Annotated in this window: 23 protein-coding genes; 14 read left to right on the forward strand and 9 right to left on the reverse strand. The window is 63.1% G+C overall.

Features of this window, described 5'->3' with window-relative positions:
- Positions 1–63 precede the first annotated feature (63 nt).
- Together AB6804_RS15565 and AB6804_RS15570 are read left to right on the forward strand one after the other, a co-directional pair.
- Positions 64–1059, forward strand: coding sequence for a sugar kinase (locus AB6804_RS15565; protein ID WP_370887171.1), 996 nt, complete (start codon positions 64–66; stop codon positions 1057–1059).
- Positions 1060–1140: 81 nt separating this feature from the next.
- Entirely contained in the window at positions 1141–2424 is a 1284-nt protein-coding gene (locus tag AB6804_RS15570) for an MFS transporter (protein ID WP_370887172.1), read from the forward strand.
- A gap of 83 nt (positions 2425–2507) precedes the next feature.
- Here AB6804_RS15570 and AB6804_RS15575 read toward each other — a convergent pair whose 3' ends face one another.
- Complete coding sequence (locus AB6804_RS15575) at positions 2508–2786, reverse strand: hypothetical protein (RefSeq protein ID WP_370887173.1); 279 nt, start codon at positions 2784–2786, stop codon at positions 2508–2510.
- Positions 2787–3164: 378 nt separating this feature from the next.
- Here AB6804_RS15575 and AB6804_RS15580 point away from each other — a divergent pair, with 378 nt between their 5' ends.
- From AB6804_RS15580 to AB6804_RS15595, 4 genes are all read left to right on the forward strand, one after another.
- Positions 3165–4136: a 2-hydroxyacid dehydrogenase gene (locus tag AB6804_RS15580; RefSeq protein ID WP_370887241.1), complete on the forward strand. Its 972-nt coding sequence runs from the start codon at positions 3165–3167 to the stop codon at positions 4134–4136.
- 103 nt (positions 4137–4239) lie between these two features.
- The gene (locus tag AB6804_RS15585) at positions 4240–5352 is read left to right on the forward strand and encodes a LacI family DNA-binding transcriptional regulator (protein ID WP_370887174.1); all 1113 of its coding nucleotides are present in this window, start codon (positions 4240–4242) and stop codon (positions 5350–5352) included.
- A gap of 10 nt (positions 5353–5362) precedes the next feature.
- The gene (locus AB6804_RS15590; RefSeq protein ID WP_370887175.1) at positions 5363–6172 is read left to right on the forward strand and encodes a YhfC family glutamic-type intramembrane protease; all 810 of its coding nucleotides are present in this window, start codon (positions 5363–5365) and stop codon (positions 6170–6172) included.
- A gap of 12 nt (positions 6173–6184) precedes the next feature.
- Positions 6185–6550, forward strand: a complete 366-nt coding sequence (locus AB6804_RS15595) for a DUF3022 domain-containing protein (RefSeq protein WP_370887176.1) — start codon at positions 6185–6187, stop codon at positions 6548–6550.
- Between the two features lie 34 nt (positions 6551–6584).
- On the opposite strand, the gene AB6804_RS15600 is transcribed toward AB6804_RS15595, so the two are convergent.
- Both AB6804_RS15600 and AB6804_RS15605 read right to left on the reverse strand, forming a co-directional pair.
- Entirely contained in the window at positions 6585–7013 is a 429-nt protein-coding gene (locus tag AB6804_RS15600) for a PGDYG domain-containing protein (RefSeq protein ID WP_370887177.1), read from the reverse strand.
- 144 nt (positions 7014–7157) lie between these two features.
- On the reverse strand, positions 7158–7688 hold the full coding sequence (locus tag AB6804_RS15605; protein WP_370887178.1) for a Spy/CpxP family protein refolding chaperone: 531 nt from the start codon (positions 7686–7688) through the stop codon (positions 7158–7160).
- A 284-nt stretch (positions 7689–7972) separates the two neighbouring features.
- Here AB6804_RS15605 and AB6804_RS15610 point away from each other — a divergent pair, with 284 nt between their 5' ends.
- Positions 7973–8428: an Lrp/AsnC family transcriptional regulator gene (locus tag AB6804_RS15610; RefSeq protein ID WP_370887179.1), complete on the forward strand. Its 456-nt coding sequence runs from the start codon at positions 7973–7975 to the stop codon at positions 8426–8428.
- Between the two features lie 134 nt (positions 8429–8562).
- Positions 8563–9681: a saccharopine dehydrogenase NADP-binding domain-containing protein gene (locus AB6804_RS15615; protein ID WP_370887180.1), complete on the forward strand. Its 1119-nt coding sequence runs from the start codon at positions 8563–8565 to the stop codon at positions 9679–9681.
- Here AB6804_RS15615 and AB6804_RS15620 read toward each other — a convergent pair whose 3' ends face one another.
- Together AB6804_RS15620 and AB6804_RS15625 are read right to left on the reverse strand one after the other, a co-directional pair.
- The gene (locus AB6804_RS15620; RefSeq protein WP_370887181.1) at positions 9682–10260 is read right to left on the reverse strand and encodes an AAA family ATPase; all 579 of its coding nucleotides are present in this window, start codon (positions 10258–10260) and stop codon (positions 9682–9684) included.
- 10 nt (positions 10261–10270) lie between these two features.
- Complete coding sequence (locus AB6804_RS15625; protein WP_370887182.1) at positions 10271–11584, reverse strand: cation:proton antiporter; 1314 nt, start codon at positions 11582–11584, stop codon at positions 10271–10273.
- 163 nt (positions 11585–11747) lie between these two features.
- Between AB6804_RS15625 and AB6804_RS15630 the strand changes: the two genes are divergently transcribed.
- Positions 11748–13130, forward strand: a complete 1383-nt coding sequence (locus AB6804_RS15630; protein ID WP_370887183.1) for an FAD-containing oxidoreductase — start codon at positions 11748–11750, stop codon at positions 13128–13130.
- A 16-nt stretch (positions 13131–13146) separates the two neighbouring features.
- On the opposite strand, the gene AB6804_RS15635 is transcribed toward AB6804_RS15630, so the two are convergent.
- From AB6804_RS15635 to AB6804_RS15645, 3 genes are all read right to left on the reverse strand, one after another.
- The gene (locus AB6804_RS15635) at positions 13147–14385 is read right to left on the reverse strand and encodes an MFS transporter (RefSeq protein ID WP_370887184.1); all 1239 of its coding nucleotides are present in this window, start codon (positions 14383–14385) and stop codon (positions 13147–13149) included.
- 32 nt (positions 14386–14417) lie between these two features.
- On the reverse strand, positions 14418–15542 hold the full coding sequence (locus tag AB6804_RS15640; protein ID WP_370887185.1) for a hypothetical protein: 1125 nt from the start codon (positions 15540–15542) through the stop codon (positions 14418–14420).
- Between the two features lie 88 nt (positions 15543–15630).
- Entirely contained in the window at positions 15631–16185 is a 555-nt protein-coding gene (locus AB6804_RS15645) for an ankyrin repeat domain-containing protein (RefSeq protein WP_370887186.1), read from the reverse strand.
- A 245-nt stretch (positions 16186–16430) separates the two neighbouring features.
- Here AB6804_RS15645 and AB6804_RS15650 point away from each other — a divergent pair, with 245 nt between their 5' ends.
- The 4 genes from AB6804_RS15650 (at position 16431) to AB6804_RS15665 (ending at position 20468) form a co-directional block, all read left to right on the forward strand.
- Positions 16431–17066: a DUF938 domain-containing protein gene (locus AB6804_RS15650; protein ID WP_370887187.1), complete on the forward strand. Its 636-nt coding sequence runs from the start codon at positions 16431–16433 to the stop codon at positions 17064–17066.
- 111 nt (positions 17067–17177) lie between these two features.
- The gene (locus AB6804_RS15655; RefSeq protein WP_370887188.1) at positions 17178–18338 is read left to right on the forward strand and encodes a Rieske 2Fe-2S domain-containing protein; all 1161 of its coding nucleotides are present in this window, start codon (positions 17178–17180) and stop codon (positions 18336–18338) included.
- Between the two features lie 105 nt (positions 18339–18443).
- Complete coding sequence (locus AB6804_RS15660) at positions 18444–18722, forward strand: hypothetical protein (RefSeq protein WP_370887189.1); 279 nt, start codon at positions 18444–18446, stop codon at positions 18720–18722.
- Positions 18723–19223: 501 nt separating this feature from the next.
- Entirely contained in the window at positions 19224–20468 is a 1245-nt protein-coding gene (locus AB6804_RS15665; protein ID WP_370887190.1) for a porin, read from the forward strand.
- Between the two features lie 69 nt (positions 20469–20537).
- On the opposite strand, the gene AB6804_RS15670 is transcribed toward AB6804_RS15665, so the two are convergent.
- Positions 20538–21296, reverse strand: a complete 759-nt coding sequence (locus tag AB6804_RS15670; protein WP_370887191.1) for an SDR family NAD(P)-dependent oxidoreductase — start codon at positions 21294–21296, stop codon at positions 20538–20540.
- A 166-nt stretch (positions 21297–21462) separates the two neighbouring features.
- Between AB6804_RS15670 and AB6804_RS15675 the strand changes: the two genes are divergently transcribed.
- On the forward strand, positions 21463–21861 hold the full coding sequence (locus tag AB6804_RS15675) for a hypothetical protein (protein WP_244794679.1): 399 nt from the start codon (positions 21463–21465) through the stop codon (positions 21859–21861).
- The last annotated feature ends 12 nt before the right edge of the window (positions 21862–21873 follow it).

Raw genomic sequence — 21873 nt, forward strand, 5'->3', positions numbered from 1 at the left:
GCGTTGCATGCCGCATTAAGCATGCAAACGCGTAGCACCCAGCACAGAACACAAGGACCCGACATGCAAGTACAACACGAAGCCCTCGATGTGGTCACCTACGGCGAAGCGATGGCGATGTTCGTCGCGGCCGCCACGGGCGATCTCGCGACGGTCGGCCAGTTCACCAAGCGCGTGGCCGGTGCGGACCTGAACGTGGCGATCGGCCTGTCGCGGCTCGGTTTCAAGGTGGGCTGGATGAGCCGTGTCGGCAACGATTCGTTCGGCCGCTATGTGCTCGACGTGCTCGCCGCCGAGGGTATCGACGCGCGCCGCGTGACGGTCGACGAGCGCTATCCGACCGGCTTTCAGCTCAAGGGCAAGTGTGACGACGGCAGCGATCCGGCCGTCGAATATTTCCGCAAGAATTCCGCCGCGAGCCATCTGTCTCTCGACGACTATGCCGCCGACTACGTGCTCGGCGCGCGTCACTTGCATCTGACTGGGGTGGCCCCGGCGATATCGGCGACTTCGCGCGAACTCGCTTTCCACATGGCGCGCGAAATGCGTGCTGCCGGCAAGTCGATCTCCTTCGATCCGAACTTGCGCCCGACGCTGTGGCCGTCGCGTGAAGCAATGGCCGATGCTTTAAACGCGCTGGCTGAACTGGCCGATTGGGTGCTCCCGGGCGTGAACGAGGGCTTGACGCTTACCGGCTACGCGAAGCCCGAAGACATCGCGGCGTTCTATCTGGATCGTGGCGCAAAGGGCGTAATCGTGAAACTGGGCGCGCATGGCGCGTATTTTCGCACTGCGGACGACGAGGGCATAGTGCCGGCGGCGCCGGTCGCGAATGTCGTCGATACGGTCGGCGCGGGCGATGGCTTCGCGGTCGGCGTCGTCAGCGCGCTCCTCGAAGGACGCGACATGCGCGATGCAATCGTTCGCGGCAACCGCATCGGTGCACTGGCGATTCAGGTTATTGGCGATAGCGAAGGCCTGCCGACGCGCGCCGCGCTCGATGCACTCGAAGCGCAGGATTTCAACGACAAGACGGCCCGAGCCGCAGTCATCGCCTGATCAGTGAACCGCGAGTAACGCGTCGGCAAGACCGACGCGGACTACCAGAGAGACTCAACCGACTTACGTTCGGAGACAACCATGCATTCTTCCTCGACACCCAAGCTGGCGGTCCGCCGCTGGTGGACGATCATGCCGATCGTCTTCATTACCTACAGCCTCGCTTATCTGGACCGCGCGAATTATGGTTTCGCGGCGGCTGCGGGCATTAATCAGGATCTCGGCATTAGCAAGGGTTTGTCGTCGCTGATTGGCGCGCTGTTCTTCCTGGGCTACTTCTTCTTCCAGATTCCGGGCGCGATCTATGCCGAGCGGCGCAGTGTGAAGAAGCTCGTGTTCTGGAGCCTCGTGCTGTGGGGCGGTTGTGCTGCGGCGACGGGCATGGTTAGCAACATTCCATCGCTGATGGCAATTCGTTTCGTGCTGGGCGTGGTCGAGGCGGCGGTGATGCCCGCGATGCTCGTGTTCATCGCGAACTGGTTCACCAAGTCCGAGCGCTCGCGTGCGAACACCTTCCTCATTCTGGGCAACCCGGTGACGGTGCTGTGGATGTCGGTCGTATCGGGCTATCTCGTGAACTCGTTCGGATGGCGTCACATGTTCATTGCGGAAGGCTTGCCGGCTGTCGTATGGGCGGTGATCTGGTGGTTCATCGTGAAGGACAAGCCTGCGCAGGTGAGCTGGCTGTCGGAGCAGGAAAAGCGTGACCTCGATGCGACGCTGCGTGCCGAGCAGGCTGCTATCAAGCCGGTAAAGAATTATGGTGAGGCGTTCAAGTCGCCGGCGGTCATCAAGCTGTGTGCGCAGTATTTCTGCTGGAGCATCGGTGTTTATGGCTTTGTGCTGTGGTTGCCGTCGATTTTAAAGAACGGTTCGACGCTCGGCATGGTCGAGACGGGCTGGCTGTCTGCGGTGCCGTATCTCGCTGCGACCATTGCGATGTTGCTGGCCTCGTGGGCCTCCGACAAGTTGCAGGCGCGCAAGGCTTTCGTATGGCCGTTCTTGCTCGTCGGTGCTATCGCGTTCGCGGGTTCGTATTTGCTCGGTTCGACTAACTTTTGGGGTTCGTATGCGTTGCTCGTGATTGCTGGAGCGGCGATGTATGCGCCTTATGGGCCGTTCTTTGCGATCGTGCCGGAGCTTCTGCCGAAGAACGTCGCGGGTGGGGCGATGGCGCTTATCAATAGCATGGGTGCGCTTGGGTCGTTCGTTGGGTCCTATGTGGTGGGTTATCTCAATGGGGCGACCGGGTCGCCGGCCGCTTCGTACGTCTTCATGAGCGCTGCGCTGCTCGGGGCTGTGTGGCTTACGTTGGCTGTTAAGCCTCAAGGTGGTGTTCGCGGGGCGGCGGTGGTTCGGTCTTGATGTGCGCTCTATCTAGGGCATTCTTTGTGCGTTGAACTTGTGTTCGTGTCGGTCTATTGGCTCGCCCCTTCCTGGGGCGGGGGTCACTTTCTTTGCCGCTGCAAAGAAAGTAAGCAAAGCAAGCGGCTTTTCTGGCCCGAAGCACTGACCTGTTGTCCACTTCGTAGAACAGCGGTGGCACTCAGCTTGAAAGAGCCTTGAATCACCTTCCACGCCCGCTGACAACCAACGTCCTCCGAGCCCCTTGGCTCGGCAACACCAGTGGAGCACGATGCGTAACGCACATCTTGAACGGCGAGCATCCGATCCAACAACAATTGCCAAGCGGAGAAGTAGCGCGAAGCGATTGAAAATTCAAGCATCGCTCGCTCCACAGAGCGAGGCCTGTTTGCGTTGAATGATGAGTGCCGCGTTGCAAGCGTGATGACTGGCGTATGTTCGGTGTTGACGAGCCAAGAGGACGTGGCGCTCAGCGGGCGTGGAAGGTTATTCAAGGATGCTAATTAATTTGAGTGCCACCGATGTCCCACGAAGTGAGCACACGAGTTCATGCTGCGGGCGGTTCGAAAAAAGCTGCTATTCCCCGCCCCGGGGAGGGGCGAGCTAATAGACCGACGCGAAATAAAAAACATCAAGAGCAAGCAATTCGAAAACAGGCATATCATCGACAGGCAACCAGAAGCCAGAAGCAAACCACCAACCAAAAACTCTTCGCCCGAGTCAAGGGCACCCCAACCCCTATGAATCGCAAAAAAATCGTAGCCTACAAACCCTTACCGTCCGACGTGGAAGCCTACCTGCGAGACCACGCAGACGTAATCAACGTCGACCCGAAGGACAAAGCCGCGTTCATAGCGGCGCTAAACGACGCCGACGGTGCCATCGGCGCAAGCGTGAAGATATCGCCCGACATGATCGAAGGCGCCACGCGCCTGAAAGCGTTCTCGACCGTCTCGGTAGGCTACGATCAATTCGATGTCGACGACCTCACGCGCCGCGGCATCATCCTCACGCACACGCCCGATGTGCTCACTGAATCCACCGCTGATACCGTCTTCGCCCTTATCCTCGCGAGCGCGAGACGGGTCGTCGAACTGGCCGAATGGGTCAAGGAAGGCAACTGGAAAGCAAGCATCGGTGAAGCATGCTTCGGCGTCGACGTGCAGGGAAAGACGCTCGGCATCGTCGGGCTCGGCCGTATCGGCGGAGCAGTGGCAAGACGCGCGGCGCTAGGCTTTCGCATGAACGTGCTCTACACGAATCGCCACGCTAACGAGGAAGCAGAGAAGCAGTACGGCGCAAAACGGGTCACGCTCGACGAACTGCTCGCGCAATCCGATTTCGTCTGCCTGCAGGTGCCGCTCACGCCCGAAACACGCGGTCTCATCGGCGCCGACGAGCTGAAGAAGATGAAGCCAAGCGCGATCCTCATCAACGCATCGCGCGGGCCGACCGTCGATGAAGCCGCGCTCATTGAAGCGCTCAGGGATGGCGTGATCCGCGCCGCGGGACTAGATGTCTTCGAGCACGAACCGCTGCCCGCGGATTCGCCGCTGCTCGCCATGAAGAACGTCGTCGCGCTGCCGCATATTGGTTCGGCCACCTACGAAACTCGACACGCAATGAATCGCAACGCTGCGGAAAACCTGCTCGGCGCGCTCGACGGGACGCTCACGCAAAACATCGTCAACCGCGAAGTCCGCATGCGCTGACAGCGATGGGATGGCCATGGTGCATGCGCTAACATGCTTAGGGCGTGCGCACGCCATCCGCAGGGGATGGCTTCGCCGCCCCAACAGCAGGAGACAGGCCGCAATGACGAACAAGTCCAACGACCCCGATCACCCAGGCACCGAGGCGCATCGTCCGCGATCCTTCGCCGGCCGGCCCGCCACGATCACCGATGTCGCCCGCGAAGCCGGCACCGGCAAAACAAGCATCTCGCGCTATCTCAACGGCGAAACCGGCGTGCTCTCACGCGATCTGCTTGGACGAATCGAAGCAGCCATCGCGAAGCTCGACTATCGTCCCAATCAAATGGCGCGCGGCCTCAAACGCGGTCGCAATCGCCTGATCGGCATGCTCCTCGCCGACCTGACCAATCCTTACTCCGTCGAAGTGCTGCAAGGCGTCGAGGCCGCATGCCATGCGCTCGGCTACATGCCGCTCATTTGCCATGCCGCGAATGAAGTCGACATGGAGCGGCGCTACCTGCAATTGCTGACGACGTATCGCGTCGAAGGGGTCATCGTCAATGCGCTGGGCGTGAAGGAAGAACTGCTGCAAGGCTTCACGCATGGCGGCATCCCCGTCGTGCTCGTGGATCGCACGGTCGAAGGCATCGTGACCGACATGGTCGGCCTCGATAACCCCGCCGCCGTCGCACTCGCAACGCGTCATCTCGTCGACGAAGGCTTCGACGAACTGCTTTTCATCGTGCAGCCGGTGACGCACGTCAGTTCACGGCGCTTGCGCGAAGCGGCGTTTCGTGAGACCGTCGCGTCGCTTCGCGCAAGCGGCTCCACGCTCGTCATCGATCTGACCAGCGCGGCGTCTGCGCTCGCCGAGCTCGATGAGCGTATCGGTGCGGCGCGTGCGGCCGGCAAACGCGTTGCGCTTTTTGCAGCGAACGGACCGGTGGCGCTACGTGTCGCCGTGCATCTGAAGGAGCGGTTCGGCACAAACTGGCAGGCGAGCGTCGCGCTGCTTGCCATCGACGATTCCGAATGGGCGCAACTCGCCGGCATGACGGCGGTGCGGCAGCCTACTTATGAAATCGGCCGGCGTGCAGTCGAATTCCTGCACGAGCGGCTCGGCGGAGCGGCCATGCCGGCGCGCGAGTGCCTATTACCGGGCGAACTCATCGTGCGCGGATCGACACACTGCGCGGTGCCTGAACAAGCGCAACTCCCGTCTCAAGGTTTATGAAGGACATCGAATGATCAGTGTCTCGACGCTCGCGAGTCTCGTGCTCGTGACGCTCGCCGTCGCCGCCATGCCGATCGTGTTGTATCGGCGGATGCGCCCGCGTTTCGGCCTCGTGCCGCGCGAGGCGATACTCGGCATCGCCGTCTTCGCGCTGTTCGCGATGGTCATCGAGCGCGCGCTCCACGGCTTCATGCTCGGCAACGCGGTCACGTCGAAGTGGCTCGCGAATCCTGTCGCCTTCGTGGTGTATGGCGCGCTGGCCGCCGGCGTCTGCGAGGAAGTGGGGCGCTTTCTCGGCATGAAATGGCTGATCCGGCGCGAGCCGGCGGCGTTGCAGCGGCGCGGGCCGGGACTCGGCTATGGCATCGGGCATGGCGGGGCGGAAGCGTGGATTGTCGGCGTGCTCGTGCAGGCGCAATGGATCGTCTATGCGGTGCTCGCGAACAACGGCACGCTCGATTCGCACTTCGAAAGCGCGCCGCTCGATGCCATCGCCCGCATTCATGTGATTCTGATGAGCCTGTCGCCTGTATCGGCGGGAATCTTTCTGGTCGAGCGTGTGACCGCGTTCGTCTTTCAGCTCGGCTTCTCGGCGCTGATGTGGCAAATGCTGCGCGAGCGATCACGTCATGCGCTTGCCGTGCTGATCGCGGCGCATGCGCTCGTCGGCTTGCCGGCTGCGCTGTTTCAGGCGCGCCTAATTCCGCTGATCGCCGCCGATGCGGTTTATCTCGTGCTGGGCGTGATCGTTGCAGCGGCTCTGGTGCGGTACTATCGCCGCGCCGCCGACGACATTCGAATCGACGCGCGCCAACCCTGAACGACCGACATCATGGACGACTATCAATACGACTGTCCGAGCGCGGACATTAACATGCTCGCGCACGTCATCAGTGATCTATTCCCCGAACAGACGCAGTTTGCCGAGCGTATCGACGATACGAGCCGCACTTCGCTGATGATTAATTACGTGGCGATGCGCTTTGGCTCGACGGCGCGGCGCATCACCATCGACGTGCGCTTCGCTCCCGCCGCGCTCGCCCGTTATCGCGCGATGTCGCCACGCATGCACGCGCGCAGCTATGCGGTGCTGCGCGCTTATGTGGAAGCGACGCTCGGCTCTTTAGAGGAGACGTACGCGAACGGCGAAACGGTGCCGCGCGAAGTGGAGATCGAGATGGGCGAGGATTTCGCTTGATCGAAAAAGCTGAAACGTCGAGGCGCTGAAACGCTCACGCGTCGTGATAGACCTTCGCGAAGCGCGCCGCCTTGACGACGCCATAGTCGCCCGGCGCGTACTGCATGACCCAGTCGCCGGCATCGCCCGTGAGCATATCGCCGTGCGCTGAACGCGCAATGGTGAAGGGCGCGTCCATCTGTTTTGCGAGCACGATGCTCGGCCGGTTCCGGTACGTGCCCGGCTCACCATGCGCGATGCCGCCTTCGGGAAGGTACTTCGCGTCGAACCGGTCGCGCGACACGACCCAGCGCTCGCCCGATGCGCCGGTCACGATCGCATCGCCGGGCGCGTAACGGTTCGGCCCTTCGAGACTCATCAGTTCGCCCGCGGCGGCAGCGAATTCGACGGACACCGCTTCGTCCTTGACGACACGGCGTGCTGCGGGATCGGATGCGAGGTCGGGTTGCGAGAGCTTGAGCATGAAAAGATGATAGGCGATTGAGGTGCGCGATCCTAACGGCAATCGCTGCAAACTGCAAAAAACCCGCATCGCGGACGATGCGGGCCTGACTTCGCTTGACGTCGCTTGACGTCGCTTGACTTCGCTTAACGTCGATGGGCGCGCTTACGGCTTCGTCGCCGATGCCGCATCTGCGCCCGATGTATGAGGCGTCCGGTGTGCGTGTTCGCGTCGTGCGTGATCGCGGCCTTCCTGACGGAAACTCGTGTCGGCCAGCTTCTTCTGCTCGGGCGAGAGGCTCGTGTACAGCGGCTCGAACGCATCGACCAGACGCTTCGTGCCGTCCGCGTTTGCTTGCGTGATCTGCTGGTACTGCTTCATGTCGTCCAGCGCGGACATGCTGTCGCGCTGCGCGATGCGCTGACGGTACAGATCGGACATCGCGCGGGCGTTGTCGCGCATGGCGTCCGCGAAGGGCGCCCATTGCGCTTCCTGTGCCGACGTGATCTTGAGCTCCGCATGCAGTTTCGCAATGCGCTCTTCGACGCGCGCTTCTCGCTTCGATCCGGCCGGCGCGGATGCAGCCTTTTGCACGGCGGGTGCCGACACAGGCGCGGGTGCGGAAGGAGCGGACGCCTGAGCAAACGCTGCGGTAACGACGCATGACGTCACGATGGCGACGAGTGTTTTTTTCATTCGGGATGTCCTTCGATCGATGGAAAAGAGAGGCGAGCCACGTCCTGCCGATGAGTGCGCTGAAAGGCTGTCGACAGCGCGGACGAGCTGTGTCGCCGTCGCCCGATATTAGTATCACGATTGGATAACGAAGCGCCTGCATTGCCACAACTGCTTACATTCGATACGTCTCTGGAAAAATCGAAGGTTGCGGCGGCGTTTTGCGTGCCGCATGCTGCATGCCGCACGCAAAATGCAGAAAGCGATAATCGACGCACAACGACAACGCAAAACAAAGGGACGAAATGAGACCGCCGCGCCTCGATCAACTGGACGACATCGACCGCAATCTCGTTGCGCTGCTGCAGATGAACGCGCGTGAAAGCGTCGCGAATCTCGCGCGGCAACTCGGCATCGCGCGCACCACGGTGATCGCACGCATTGCACGTCTCGAGAAAAACAACGTAATCGCGGGCTATGGCGTGCGGCTCGGGCAGGACGTGCTCGATGCCAGCATCCAGGCTTATGTGGGCATCAAGATCGCGCCTAAGTACGGCCGCGATGTGCAGAAGCGTTTCGCACGTATGCCTGAAATTCAACTGCTATGCGCAGTGAGCGGCGAGTTCGATTACGTCGCATGGCTGCGCGCCGATTCGCCGGATCGCCTGAACGATCTGCTCGATGAGATCGGCGCGCTGGAGGGCGTCGAGCGGACGACGACTTCGATCATCCTGGCGCGAAAAATCGACCGCGCCGGGTAGTTGGTCGACAAAATTCAAGTTGCACTCGTCAAAATGACGATAAACGTCGTCGATCCGCATCGTTTTGCGCCTAGGATCAATATTCGCGTCCTCCTAGACTGGTGACATCCGCATCCACGAGAGGAGACGAAAAAATGAAAGTGGCTCTCATAGGCGCCGGTCTGATTGGCCAGAGCATCGCCCGCTTGCTGCGTGAAACCGGCGATTTCGACATCGTTGCATTCGATCGCGATGAACCCGCGCTCGCCCAACTCGACGCGCTCGGCGTCGCGACGCGGCGCGTCGATTCCGCCGATACGCCCGCGCTGCGTCATGCGCTCACCGGCTTCGATGCGCTCGTCAATGCGCTGCCGTATTACCTTGCGATCAGCGTCGCGTCGGCGGCGAAAGCGGCGGGCGTGCATTACTTCGATCTCACCGAAGACGTGCGCGCGACGCATGCCATTCGCGCCATCGCCGACGATGCGCATACCGCATTCATGCCGCAATGCGGGCTCGCGCCGGGTTTCATCGGCATCGTCGCGCACGATCTGGCCAAGCGGCTCGACAACCTGCGTGACGTGAAGATGCGCGTCGGCGCGTTGCCCGAATTTCCAACTAACGCGCTGAAATACAACCTGACGTGGAGCATCGACGGTCTCATCAACGAGTATTGCCAGCCCTGTGAAGCCGTACGCGAAGGCCGCACGCAATGGGTGCAACCGCTCGAAGGCGTCGAACATTTCTCGCTCGACGGCATTGAGTACGAGGCGTTCAACACATCGGGCGGGCTCGGCACGTTATGCGAAACGCTCGCAGGCAAGGTTGAGACGCTCGATTACAAATCGGTGCGCTATCCGGGCCACCGCGACCTGATGAAATTCCTGCTCGATGATCTGCGCATGTCCACCGACCGCGACGGTTTGAAGGCCATGTTGAAACGCGCGGTGCCGTCGACCACGCAGGACGTCGTGCTGATCTTCGTTACGGTGACAGGCATGCGAGGCGGTCCCGGCGGCCAACTCGTGCAGAACGTGTTCACGCGCAAAATTTTCGCGAAGGAAGTTTGCGGCGCGCCGATGAGTGCGATTCAGATCACGACGGCCGGCGCGGTGTGCGCCGAACTCGATCTGTTCCGTGAAGGCGTGCTGCCGCAGAGCGGCTTCGTGCGCCAGGAGCAGGTGCCGCTCGAAGCCTTCCTGAACAATCGCTTTGGCAAGCTCTATGAAGGCGCGAACGCGCTGGCGACCGCGCGGCAACTCGCAGCCGCGTAATCAAGCCACGAGGCGCGCGAGCAAACGCGCCTCGTCTTCCGCCGACGCCGACGTGTTGTCGAACATCAGCAGATCGGCGGCGAGGGCGTCGTCGGGGAAGAACAAACGCTGGCGATACGCCTGCCAGTTTGCGAGCTTGTACGCATCGTTGGGGACGCCGCGCGCCATGATGCGCTCGTGCGCCACGTCTTCGCTGACGTGGACCCAGACCACGCGAATCATTACATCGTCACCGACGCCCAGCCACGCGCGATCGAACAGCCGCCGCTCGCGCACCTCGCGGGAAAGCGGCGCGATCACAACCGCGCTGACACCGAGCGCAAGGTTTTCGGCGGCCGTATCGACGAGACCGCGATACTCCGGGTCACGCAAATGTTCGATGAAGAGCGGGCTGTCGCGGTCATGCGGATCGCCGGTCAGCGCGCCGATCGCCGCGGCGCTGTACTCGCCGTACAGGGTGTCCTTGTCGAGCAGGCAGAAGGGCTTGCCGGTCGCATGCATCAGCGGGGCGAACAGGCGCTTGGCGAGCGTGGTCTTGCCGGTTCCCGCGTGACCGCAAAAGAAAAGCAGATGTTTCATGGGTTCGGAGTCAGCCCTCTTTCTGTATGCGCTGATAACGGTTCATCAGCGGCGTCGACGTCATGCCATGCACGATGACCGACGCCGTGATCGCCGCGATGATGAACGGCACGAGCGGCGCAGCCACGGCTTTCGGCGCTTGCTCGATCGCGTAAAGCAGATAGTAGAACGAGCCGACACCGCGTATGCCGAACCACCCCATCAGCAGGCGCTGCGGACGTGATGCACACGCGCCGATGAGCGACGCTTCCACCGCAAGCGGCCGAACCACGAGAAAGAGCCCGGCAATGAGGATCGCCGCATGCCAGGTGAATAGCTCGCGCCACATCGCGCCGAGGACGGAGCCGACCATCAGCATGATCGTCACTTCCGCGATGCGTTCCAGTTCGATGGTGAAGCCGTGCACGCGCTCGGCCACGAATGCGTGCGCGCGCTCGGGATCGGCGGCGGTGGCGCTGACATCGTCGGCGTCGATCGTGCCCACCGCCTCGCGGGCAGACTTGTCGCCGCTTTTCTTCTGTTCGACGCGACGCATCGCGAGGCCCGCCGCGAACACCGCCAGAAACGCATACGCATGTAGCAACTCGGCCACGCCATACGAAAGCGCGATAAGTCCCAGCGCGTAGAAGCCTTCGGAGCCGAGCGCCTCGCCATGCTGCGTGCGCAAATAAGCGACGAGTCGCACGGTCAGGCCGCCGAGCAGCCAGCCGCTCGCCAGCGCGGCGAAGGTGCCCCACGCAGCCTGGAGTACGAAGTTCCAGTGCAGCGCATCGTCCGGTGAGGCTTCGTAGCGGCATACGGCGATACCGAGCAGCGCGAAGGGCATCGCGATGCCGTCGTTGACGCCGCCTTCGGCCGTTAGAGAGAACCGCAGCAGATCGGTGTCGCCGGGTTTTTCGATCTGCACGTCATGGGCGAGTACAGGATCGGTAGGGGCGAGCATCGCCGCGAGCAGCAACGACGATCCCCAACTCATGCCGAATGCGTACACACACAGGAACGTCAGTGGAACGATGGTCAGTACCATCGCGACGAAGCCGAGCCGCACAGGCAGTAGCCAGCGGCGATCGGTGGGCGGCACGCGCAACCGCAGCCCGACGGCGAACAGCGATACCAGCATCCCCACTTCGGTGACGAGGCGCAACACGGTCGCGTCGCCGTCGAGCTGGATGTGCAGCAGATCGAAGCCAGCGGGGCCGAGCACGAAGCCTATCGCGAGGTAGCACATGGCGGTGCTGATCGGCAGGCGCTTGAATGTCGAGCCGGCGAGCCCCATGAAGATGAGCACGCCGCCGACGACGAGAAACCAGATCGTCTCTGTCATTGAACGCCTTGGAGGCAGCGGGTGAATGAACGCTAGATGAACCGGGCAGCACGCACCGTGCCCGTCGGCGTCGTTCGGCGTAAGATGGCCGGGCGTTTCGCTCCCCATCATGAACGCATCGTTCCGAAGAATCACGTCGATGCACGCCACCGGAGGCTCACGCATGTCACAGCATTTCGATGCAGTCGTCATCGGTACGGGACAGGGCGGTTCACCGCTTGCCGTGCAGCTCGCGCAAAGCGGCAAGCGCACGGCGGTGATCGAGCGGCACCTGTTCGGCGGGACCTGTGTGAACGTCGGTTGCACGCCGACCAAGACCTATGTGGCGAGCGCGCGGGCGGCGCATGTCGCACGCACCGCGTCCCGATATGGCGTCGATATCGGCGGCGAGATCACAATCGACATGGCGCGCGTCAAGGCGCGCAAGGACGAGGTCATCGGTGCGTCGCGCGATGGCATCGAGAAATGGCTGCGCGGCACGCCGAACATGACCGTCTTCAAAGGGCATGGCCGGTTCACCGGGCCGCACGCGCTTGAGATCACGAGCGACGACGGCTCGACGCAGGACATCGACGCCGACATGATCTTCATCAATACGGGCACGCGTGCGACCGTTCCGCACATCGATGGGCTGGACAGTGTCCCGTATCTCACGAACTCGACGATTCTCGAACTGACGAAGGTGCCCGAGCATCTCGTGATCGTCGGGGCGAGTTACATCGCGCTCGAATTCGGGCAGATGTTCAGGCGCTTCGGCAGCCGCGTCACGCTGCTCGTGCGCGGCGATCGCATCCTGACGCGCGAGGACGCCGACATCGCCCGGGCGATGCAGGACGTGCTCGTGCGCGAGGGCATCGAGTTTCGCTTCGGCGCGCAAGCCGAGCGCGTGGAGCGTTCGGGCGAAGGGCTGCGCATTTCGCTTGGCGATGAACCGATCGTTGCGTCGCATCTGCTTTTCGCGACCGGACGCACACCGAATACCGATGACCTCGGTCTCGATAGAGCGGGCATCGTAGTGAACAGACACGGACTGATCGACGTGGACGGCCAGCTGCGCACGAACGTCGAAGGCGTCTGGGCGATCGGCGACGTCAACGGGCGCGGCGCGTTCACGCATACATCCTGGAACGATTACGAGATCGTCGCGGCCAATGTGATCGACGGAGAGTCGCGCAGCGTCGATACGCGCATCATGACCTACGCGGTGTTCGTCGATCCGCCGTTCGCCCGCGTCGGCATGAGCGAAGAAGAGGTGCGGAAGGACGGCAGAGACGCGCTGATCGCGACGATGCCGATGACGCGCGTCGGCCGTGCGCGCGAACGCGGCGAAACCGATGGTTTCATGAAGGCGCTCGTCGATGCGAACACGAAGCGTATTCTCGGAGCCGCGATCTACGGCATCGAAGGCGACGAGGTGATCCACACGTTCGTCGACATCATGAACGCCGATGCGCCGTACACCACGCTGCAACGCGCGATGCACGTGCATCCGACGGTGAGTGAACTGGTGCCGACTTTGCTGGGCGATTTGAAGCCGCTGCGCTGAACCGGACCAGCGCGGTTCAGGCCTCCACAGGCGGCTTTTCCACTTCCGGCGCGGCATGCTCAGTGCGTGTCTCGGGCATCGCCAGCCAGACCAGCGCCACCGCCAGCGCGCCCGCTCCTGCGAGACCGAAGAAACTCATCGCCGTCCCGAAGCGATCGGCGGCAAAGCCCGCCGCCGCCGTCGACAGCGTCGCCCCGACGCCCGCCGCGAGGCCGAAGAAGCCGATCGTGAGGTTGTAATGCCCGCGCCCGCCGGCGACGTCGGCAGCGATGAGCGGCAGCATCACGCCGAACACGGCCGCGCTGATGCCGTCGAGCATCTGCACCGGCACCAGCAGGTACGGGCTGCTTACGCCCGCGAACAACAGCGCGCGGACCGGCAGCGCGCAGAAACCGAGGATCAGGATCGGACGCCGCCCCCACTTCTGCGCTTGCCGTCCGACCCACGGCGACAATACCGCGACGATGAACTGCGGCACGATGATGCACGCCGCGATCACGAGTTGAACGTTGTCGCCCATGTGCGCCGTGACCTCGCCGGCGGCGAGATTGAGCATCGCCGCGTTCGACAGATGGAACAGCACCACGCACGCCGCAAAAATGAGCAGACGCCTGTCCTTGAGCAACTCGCGCAGCGATTCGCGCTCTTCGCCCTCGGGCGTGAGCTTCGGCTTGCCGGGCGAAGTGCGCGGCACGACGGGCGGCGGCTCGTAGTGAATCATGCGCAATGCGACGATCGCCGGCAGCGCGAGCGCCGCCGTCAGAAAGAACACCGAGCGCAGCGACAGATATTCGCCGAACGCGCCCATCAGCGCCGCGGTCAGCGCGCTGCCGATCGATGCCCAACGCGCATTGCGGCCGAGCCGGTCGCCGAGATCGGCGCGCGAGACGAGGGCGAGCGAGATGGCGGCCATCGCCGGGACGAGCATGCAACTCGCGAAGCCGTGCAGCACTTCGGCGGCGAACACCGGGACGAAGGTCGGGCTGGCGGCGAGCAGCAGCGCACTCAGGATGATCGCGATGATCGCCGAGAGCGCCGCGAACTTCTTGTTGCGCATGGCATCGACGAGCGCGCCCGCGGGAAGCTGGCTCGCCATCGCGGTGATCGTGCCGACGGACAGCATCAGGCCGATCTCGCCCTGCGTCCACTTGTGGGCGGCGAGATACGACGCAATGAAAGGGCCGAAGCCAGTCTGCACGTTGGCGACGAAGAAGTTCAGCCAGTCGAGCGCACGCAGACTTCGTGCAATTACCATGTCGTGATTCTGTTATCCATGTCGTGATCCGTTTATCGGGCGGGCCGCGCGCCCGACGAAGAAGCCTGTGCCGCCACCGAGCCCGAGGCGGACGTGCCGGAAGGCGTCGAGCCCGCCGGGGCCGAAGCCGCAGCCGTCGCCGATGAAGCCGCCACCGGTGCGGCCGGCGACACGATCTTGATCGGCTGCTCGGGCCCGTAGGTCGGCGACGCCTTGAGCTGTGCGTCGTTGAAGTCCATCTGCAGCGCGAGTTGCTTGTTGCGCGAGACGACGTGCAGATCGCCCCAGTTCACCGCAACGTGACGTTTATCCGCTGCAAGTGAACTCGACAGGTCCACGACGAGCGCCTGCGGCTGGGCCTGCGAGTCGACCAGCACGTCGACCACGCGTCCGATGCGCGCGCCGCTTTTTTGCGTGACCGTTGAATCGACGAGCTGCATGAAACCCGGCGGGGTCTCGTTGACGGGCTGCGGCTTCGGCGCCGGGTCCGCAGGCTTGCCCTTCGCGGGCGGCGGCGGAGGCAGAAAGGTGATCGGCGCGGTCTTCGCGTTCGGCGTGAAGCGGAAGGCGGTCCATGGGAAGTTCACCTTGCGATCGCCAACGCCCAGAAAACCCGAGAGGTTCACCATCAGCAGCTTCGGCTTCGCCGAGGTGTCCACGTACAAGTCCACCGCGCGGCCCACGATCTTGCCGTCCGGGCGCTGCACCTCGGCGTCGAGAAGGCCGTGCAACTGGTCGTGCTGCATGATGCGCGTCGAAATGATCTGCGGCGGAGGCGGCGGTGGTTCCGGCGGCTCGACGGGCGTCGCGATGACCGGCTCCTGCGGCTTCGGCTTCACGATCCGGCGCTTGGGCTTCGGCGCAGGCGGAGGCTTCACGGCCGACGCGGGCTCCGGCACCGAGACAGCGGACGCGGGCTCCTCGGCATCGGCGATTTCGGTTTCGTTCGGAGCCGGGATGTACGAGTGCTCGACGATGGGCGCGGGCGTCTGCTGCGGAAAGATGCCGCACGCCGACAGCGCGCACGCGGCGAGCACGACGAAGCCGGTCGAGAGCCGCGACAAGCCGGCGATCAGGCGCGATGCGGCGCGCCATGCACGCTGTATCCAAAAGGGCGCAGCGAACGCCGCATGGCCGGTCGAGATACCGCCTGTCATCACAAGAGCTCCATCTATCCGTGCCATCTTCCTGGTTTGCATTTTGTCGACCAACGCGGCGAGCGCGCGGCCCCGTGTCCTTCGCCGATCAGGCGCCGGGCGATGCGGGACGACTCGCGAGTTGCGCCGCCGTATCGCCCGCGCCCATTTTCTGCGCGAAGTCGCTGGCGGACAGGCCGCCCTGATCGCGCGCATCAGGGTTCGCACCGCGCGCAATCAGCAGCTCGACGATCTCGACGCGATTGAACATTGCCGCGATCATCAGGGCGGTGCGTCCGTCGGGCGATGCGCCTTCGACGTCCGCGCCATGCGCGAGCAATGTTTCGATCACGTCCTTGAAGCCCTTGAACGCCGCGCCCGCGATCGGCGTCTGGCCGTTGTCGTTGCGCAGATTCGGATCGGCTTTGTGTTCCAGCAGCACGCGCACGGCGTCGGCATGGCCGTGGTAGCTCGCGAGCATCACGAGGCTGTCGCCCTTGTCGTTGAGCAGGTTAGGCGGCAATCCTTTGTGGAGCAGGGCGTCGAGCATCGGGGCGTCGCCCCGGCGCGCAGCGTTGAAGACTTCGGCTGCAAACGCGATGGTCTCTTCGTCGGGGCCTTCGCGTGGTGCTTGATGCGAATCGGCGTTAGGGTCTTGCTGCATGTTTCGCTCCGATTTGGATACGCGGCGGTGCGCGGCCGGCTGGTCGTCATGCCTTCGACGATGCTGCCGCAGTTCACTGAGCGCTCGCGGAATCATCGGCAGCATACACAGGTTTGAACGCGCACCGTACTTGCGGCGCGACAGCACGTTCTGCGCCACGGTTCATCACGGCGTTGTCTCGCTTGACGACGCGGCATGCGCGCCCTTAGGCTCGGTGACACTCTCCGCCTTCGAAACCGCTTCCCATGACGCAAGCCCCCGCGACTCCCGGCGACGGCGTACGCCGCCGCGCACCCGCCGCCGAACGCAATCGCGATGCGATTCTAGCCGTCCTCGCACGCGTGCTGCCGGCCGGCGGCGTCGTGCTGGAGATCGCCAGCGGCACAGGACAACATGCAGTTCACTGCGCCGCCGCGTTGCCGGGCATCGTCTGGCAGCCGAGCGATCCCGACGCCGCCGCCCGCGACGCCATCGCGGCGTGGCGCACGCATGCGGGTCTCGCGAATCTGAACGCGCCGCTTGCCATCGACGTGACGAGCGCCGACTGGGGCATCGGCTCCGTCGCGGCCATCGTGTGCATCAACATGATCCACATCGCGCCGTGGGAAGCGGCCGAGGCGCTCGTGCGCGGCGCGTCCGAACGGCTGAGTGCGGGCGGCGTACTGTACCTGTACGGACCGTATCGACGCAACGGCGCGCATACCGCGCCGAGCAACGAAGCGTTCGACGCCCAACTGCGCGCAACGAATCCATACTGGGGCGTTCGGGACATGGAAGCGGTCGAGTCGCTGGCGAGCCAGGCCGGTTTCGCGCTCGGGGAAATAGTGGCGATGCCGGCGAACAACTTCAGTCTCGTCTTCATCAAACAAGCGCAAACATAGCCGCCGCTCGCGCCGAAAGGAGCGGCGCCGTGTAGACTGCGAAGGATCGTTCCATTGCGCCGGCATGTGAACCGGCGCGTAATCCGATCTCCTTTCACCGGAGCGTTTTACATGCACGCAGCGTTGCCGCAAGGCGAGCAGGAAGCCGGTTCCATCGATGCACCCGCAAGCCCGCCGCGCGATCTGCGCCGCATCGACATTCATCCCGATCACTGGTATCCGCTCGCGTGGTCGCGCGAAGTGAAGCGCGGGCGTGCGCACTCGGTGCGCTTTGCGGGCGATCCCATCGTGCTCGTTCGCACGGACTCGGGCAAGGTGTTCGCGCTCGAGGACCGTTGCGCGCATCGCCAGGTGCCGCTGTCGGCGGGCGTCGTCGATGGCGAATCGATCCGCTGCTGTTATCACGGCTGGACATACGACTGCACTGGCCGCTGTACCGACATTCCGTACCTCGGCCGCGAGCGCCTGCCCAATGGCGTGCGCGCGTATCCGTGCCGCGAAGAGGCGGGCCTCGTGTTCGTCTTCACGGGCGATCCGCAACTCGCCGATACCGCCCGGTTTCCGTCCCTCTCATCCGCAGCCGACAAAGCGTACAAGACCCGGCGCTTCGGGCAGGAAGTGAACTGCCATTACACGTTCATGCACGAGAACCTGATGGACATGAACCATCAGTTCCTGCACCGGCGGCAGATGGGCAGCATGCGGGCGCGGTCGGTCGGGCGCCGGCGGGGCGAGGACTGGATCGAGGTCGATTACACCTTCGCGCGCGAGGCGGGCAAGCAGCCGATCGGCGAGGCGCTCGTCTTCGGCCAGAAGCGCGGCGAGAAAACGGATCCGGCGCACAAGGACGTGATGACGATCCGCACCGAGTATCCGTATCAGACGCTCAAGATCCGCACGAAGGACGAGACGATGGTGATGGACCTGTGGATCGCCTACGTCCCGCTCGATGCGAAACAGCGTACCAATCGTACCTTCGGCCTGTTGTCGATTCGCCGCCCGAAGATACCCGTTCTGCTCGATGCCGCGTGGCCGCTGCTCGTGTGGTTTACCGAGCGTATCTTCAAGGAGGATCGGTGGATCGTCGAACGTGAACAGGAAGCGCATGATCGGCAGGGCGCGGACCACAATCACGAGGTCTTTCCGGTCATCAACGAGCTGCGCGCCTTGCTGATGGACCACGGTGTCCCGCATCGTGCCGCAGGCGTGCATGAGGTCGACGGCCGGCGCGTGCATCGTATCGTGCCGGTGGAGGAGTTGCCTGCATCCTGACCGGCCGTTATGCCGCGCGACACTGCGGCGCGGCATGCACGGATTGCGGCGGTCGCGCCGCGGCGCTATACATGAAGCTCGCACTAGCCACGGAGGCAGACCATCATGAACAGCGACCCGACCGAGCCGCGCGACACACGCTCGACCGAGCCCGATCTACAGGAGCCGCATCCGGACGTCGAGCATTTCGATGCGGCGATCACCCACGTCGACGAATCCGTCGCGGCCGGGAGGATGGCCGCCGGCGCGGCGAAGGGCATTCTCTACAGCCTGATCGAGACGCTCGGCACGCTCGTCGGCGATCCCGATCTGCCATCGCATGCGCGTTCCGGCTATGAGGGACTGCTGGAAACCGCGCGGGAGCTACGCGCCAAAATCGAGTAGTCATTCCCTTTCGGGCGACGCGCGTTCGATCACGCGTCGCTCGCGTCGTATCGCCGCTGCTTTCCGAGTGCTTACGAAGAAAATCCGCTTCGCTTATCGCAAGCGACGCTAACGGCTTTTGCATTCCACGTTCTCTTGTGCTTGCGTGGATGCCGTGTCCCCCACCGGATGCACCTCCGGAACGCCTGACTGACTCTCTGCAGAGCCTTCTGCGACGGCGCTCCTGCACGCGCCAAAACTCTCCCGATGCCTCGTTGCCGTCAGGCTTTTGTCATGTTCGTGACTGAATGCCGAATATTTGCCTACTCGCAAATACTGGTTAACCATGCGGTGAAAAAAAACGACACCAGCGCGCGCGATTCTTTCGGATTCCATCGGTAAGCCATACACTTGCCAGCGATAAAAGTTACGGTCGATGTAACGGGAGAGCGTTGCCCGGTCCCGGTTTCGATGTCGGCCATGCACAGTTCGCCCATACCGCACGATGCAAGAGGAGAAGAAATGAAAGGCTTCAAAAAGACCCAGGCCGCGCTCATCGCCGCGACCGCATTCGCAGCCGCTGCACCGGCTTTCGCGCAAAGCAGCGTGACGCTGTACGGTATCGTCGACGACTCGATCGTTTATCAGAGCAGCCAGACGAATTTGGCGCGCACGAATGCAGGTCGGTCGAACGTCAAGATGGCTTCGGGCATCTGGGCCGGAAGCCGTTTCGGCCTGAAGGGTGCTGAAGACCTCGGTGGCGGCAATAAGGCCATCTTCCAGTTGGAATCGGGCTTCGACATCAACAGCGGTTCGCAGCAATTCTCGAACGCGATGTTCGGCCGCCAGGCTTGGATCGGTCTGACGAACCCGGCTTACGGTACGTTGACTCTCGGTCGTCAGTACACGTCCTACTACACGCTGCTCGCTCCGTATAGCCCGACGAACTGGCTGACGGGCTACTTCGGCGCGCATCCGGGCGACGTGGACGGCCTCGACACGATCTACCGCGCGAATAACTCGATCGTGTACACGACTCCGAAGCTCTACGGCTTTACAGCAAGTGGCTCGTACTCGTTCGCCGGCGTTCCGGGCAGCGCGTACCAGGGTTCGACGTGGTCGGCAGCGGTGCAATATCAGCAAGGCCCGGTCGGCGGTACGGTGGCGTTCTCGCGCATCAACAACGCGGCTGCTGGCGGCGGCATTTATAGCGGCAGCTCGACGACGATTAACGACACCACGAACACCACGGGTGCCGGCCAGCCGGGCGTCTCCGCGATCACGTCGGGTTATCAGCGTGCGCAGGCCCAACAGCGCTTCGCTGTCGCCGGCGGCTATGCGTTCAACAGTGCGTGGGATATCTCGCTGACGTACACGAACGTTCAGTACATTCCGGGCATCAACTCGCAGTTCACCGACGAGGCTGTCTTCAACACGGCGGGCGGCGTTCTGCACTGGAAGGCTTCGTCGGCATGGGACTTCGCAGCAGGCTATAGCTACACGTGGGCCAGCAAGGCGAACGGCATCTCCGACGCAGCGTCTTACCACCAGTTCAATCTGTCCCAGTACTACTCGCTGTCGAAGCGTACTGGCCTGTATGCACTGGAAGCGTTCCAGCGCGCCAACGGGAACACGCTGTACTACCCGTCGAGCGGCGTCCTTCGTCAGGCATCAGCAAACGCATCGATCGGCGACGGCTTCCAGGGTGCGCCGTCCGCATCGCGCAGCATGTTCGCAGCAGGCGTGGGCATCATCCACCGCTTCTAAGCCGTACTCGCTTCACGAGAAAACCGGACGCCTCGGCGTCCGGTTTTTTTTGCCCCGACGCCTCGCGCGTCAGATGAACATGCCGCCCGACACCTCCAGGCGCTGCGCGGTCATCCATCGATTGCCCTCGGACAGCATCGCCGCAATCGCACCGCCGATGTCGTCCGGCACGCCCGCGCGCCCGAGCGCCGTGTTCTGTGCGACGAAGTCGTTCACATCCTGATCGTCGCGCACTGTTCCACCGCCAAAATCCGTTTCGATCGCTCCCGGCGCAATGGTGTTTACCGTGATGCCGTGCGGACCGAGTTCCTTCGCGAGATAGCGGGTGAGTACTTCGATGCCGCCTTTCATCGCGGCGTACGCAGCGAAGCCCGGCAGCGCGAAACGCGTCAGTCCGCTGGACACGTTCACAATGCTTCCTTCCTCGTGCAGGTACGGCAGCAACGTCTGCGTCAAGAAGAACGGTCCCTTGAGGTGAATGTCGACGAGCCTGTCGAACTGCTCAGGCGTCGTATCGACGAAGGACGCATGGACGCCGATTCCCGCGTTGTTCACCAGAAAATCGAAGTTCGTGCGCTCGAACGTCTGCTCCAGCGCCTTGCACACTTCATCGCCGAAATCGCTGAAGGTTTCGGATCGGCTGACGTCGAGCTTCAGCATCGCGCACTTGCAGCCCAGTTCCTCGATCTCGCCGGCTACCGCTTCGGCTGACGCGGCGTCGCTGTTCCATGTGCCGATGATGCCGACACCCTGTTGCGCGAGCTTCAGCGCGGTGCTGCGTCCGAGTCCGCGGCCGGCGCCTGTGATGACTGCGACCTTTGAGCTCATGTATCCGTCCACTGGCTGCTCCTTTTGCGTTGCGTTGCGTTGAACACTGCACGAACTGTAGAACGGCCAGCCGCTCAAGGGAACTCCGCGCGATGCTGCACTGCATGGTGCGCGGGCGCGTACCTTGCTGCATGGCTTCGATGAACGCATCGAAGGAGAAATCGCCATGACTTCAGAAGACAACTCGAAACAGGGCAGTTCAGTGCAAGGCAGTGACGCCCCCGGCTTCGCGCGTCCTTTTCGGCTTTTCGCGGTGGAGCAGCGTGTACTCGCGCAGAACGTCGACGGCAAGGTGATCGACATCGGCGCAATGGATTCGAGTAACGGCCAGTTCTGCGCGCGTCTCGATGTCGACGAAATCGCCGTCGAGCCGAAGCGCAGCCCGGAGCTTGCGCTCAAGGCGCTGGTCGACAAGCTGACGTTCGATTACCTCGATGGTCTTTTCACGAGCGAGGGCGAAGCGGAAGTGAGCGGGCGTCTTCAGGACTTCCCGAACGTCGAGTTCGAGCTCGACGAAACCCTGCCACGCGATATGGTGGATCGCACGCCGCCTCACATTTTCTGATGCGAGGGCACC

The sequence above is a fragment of the Caballeronia sp. RCC_10 genome (assembly GCF_041360715.1).
In the GTDB taxonomy this organism is placed as follows: domain Bacteria; phylum Pseudomonadota; class Gammaproteobacteria; order Burkholderiales; family Burkholderiaceae; genus Caballeronia; species Caballeronia grimmiae.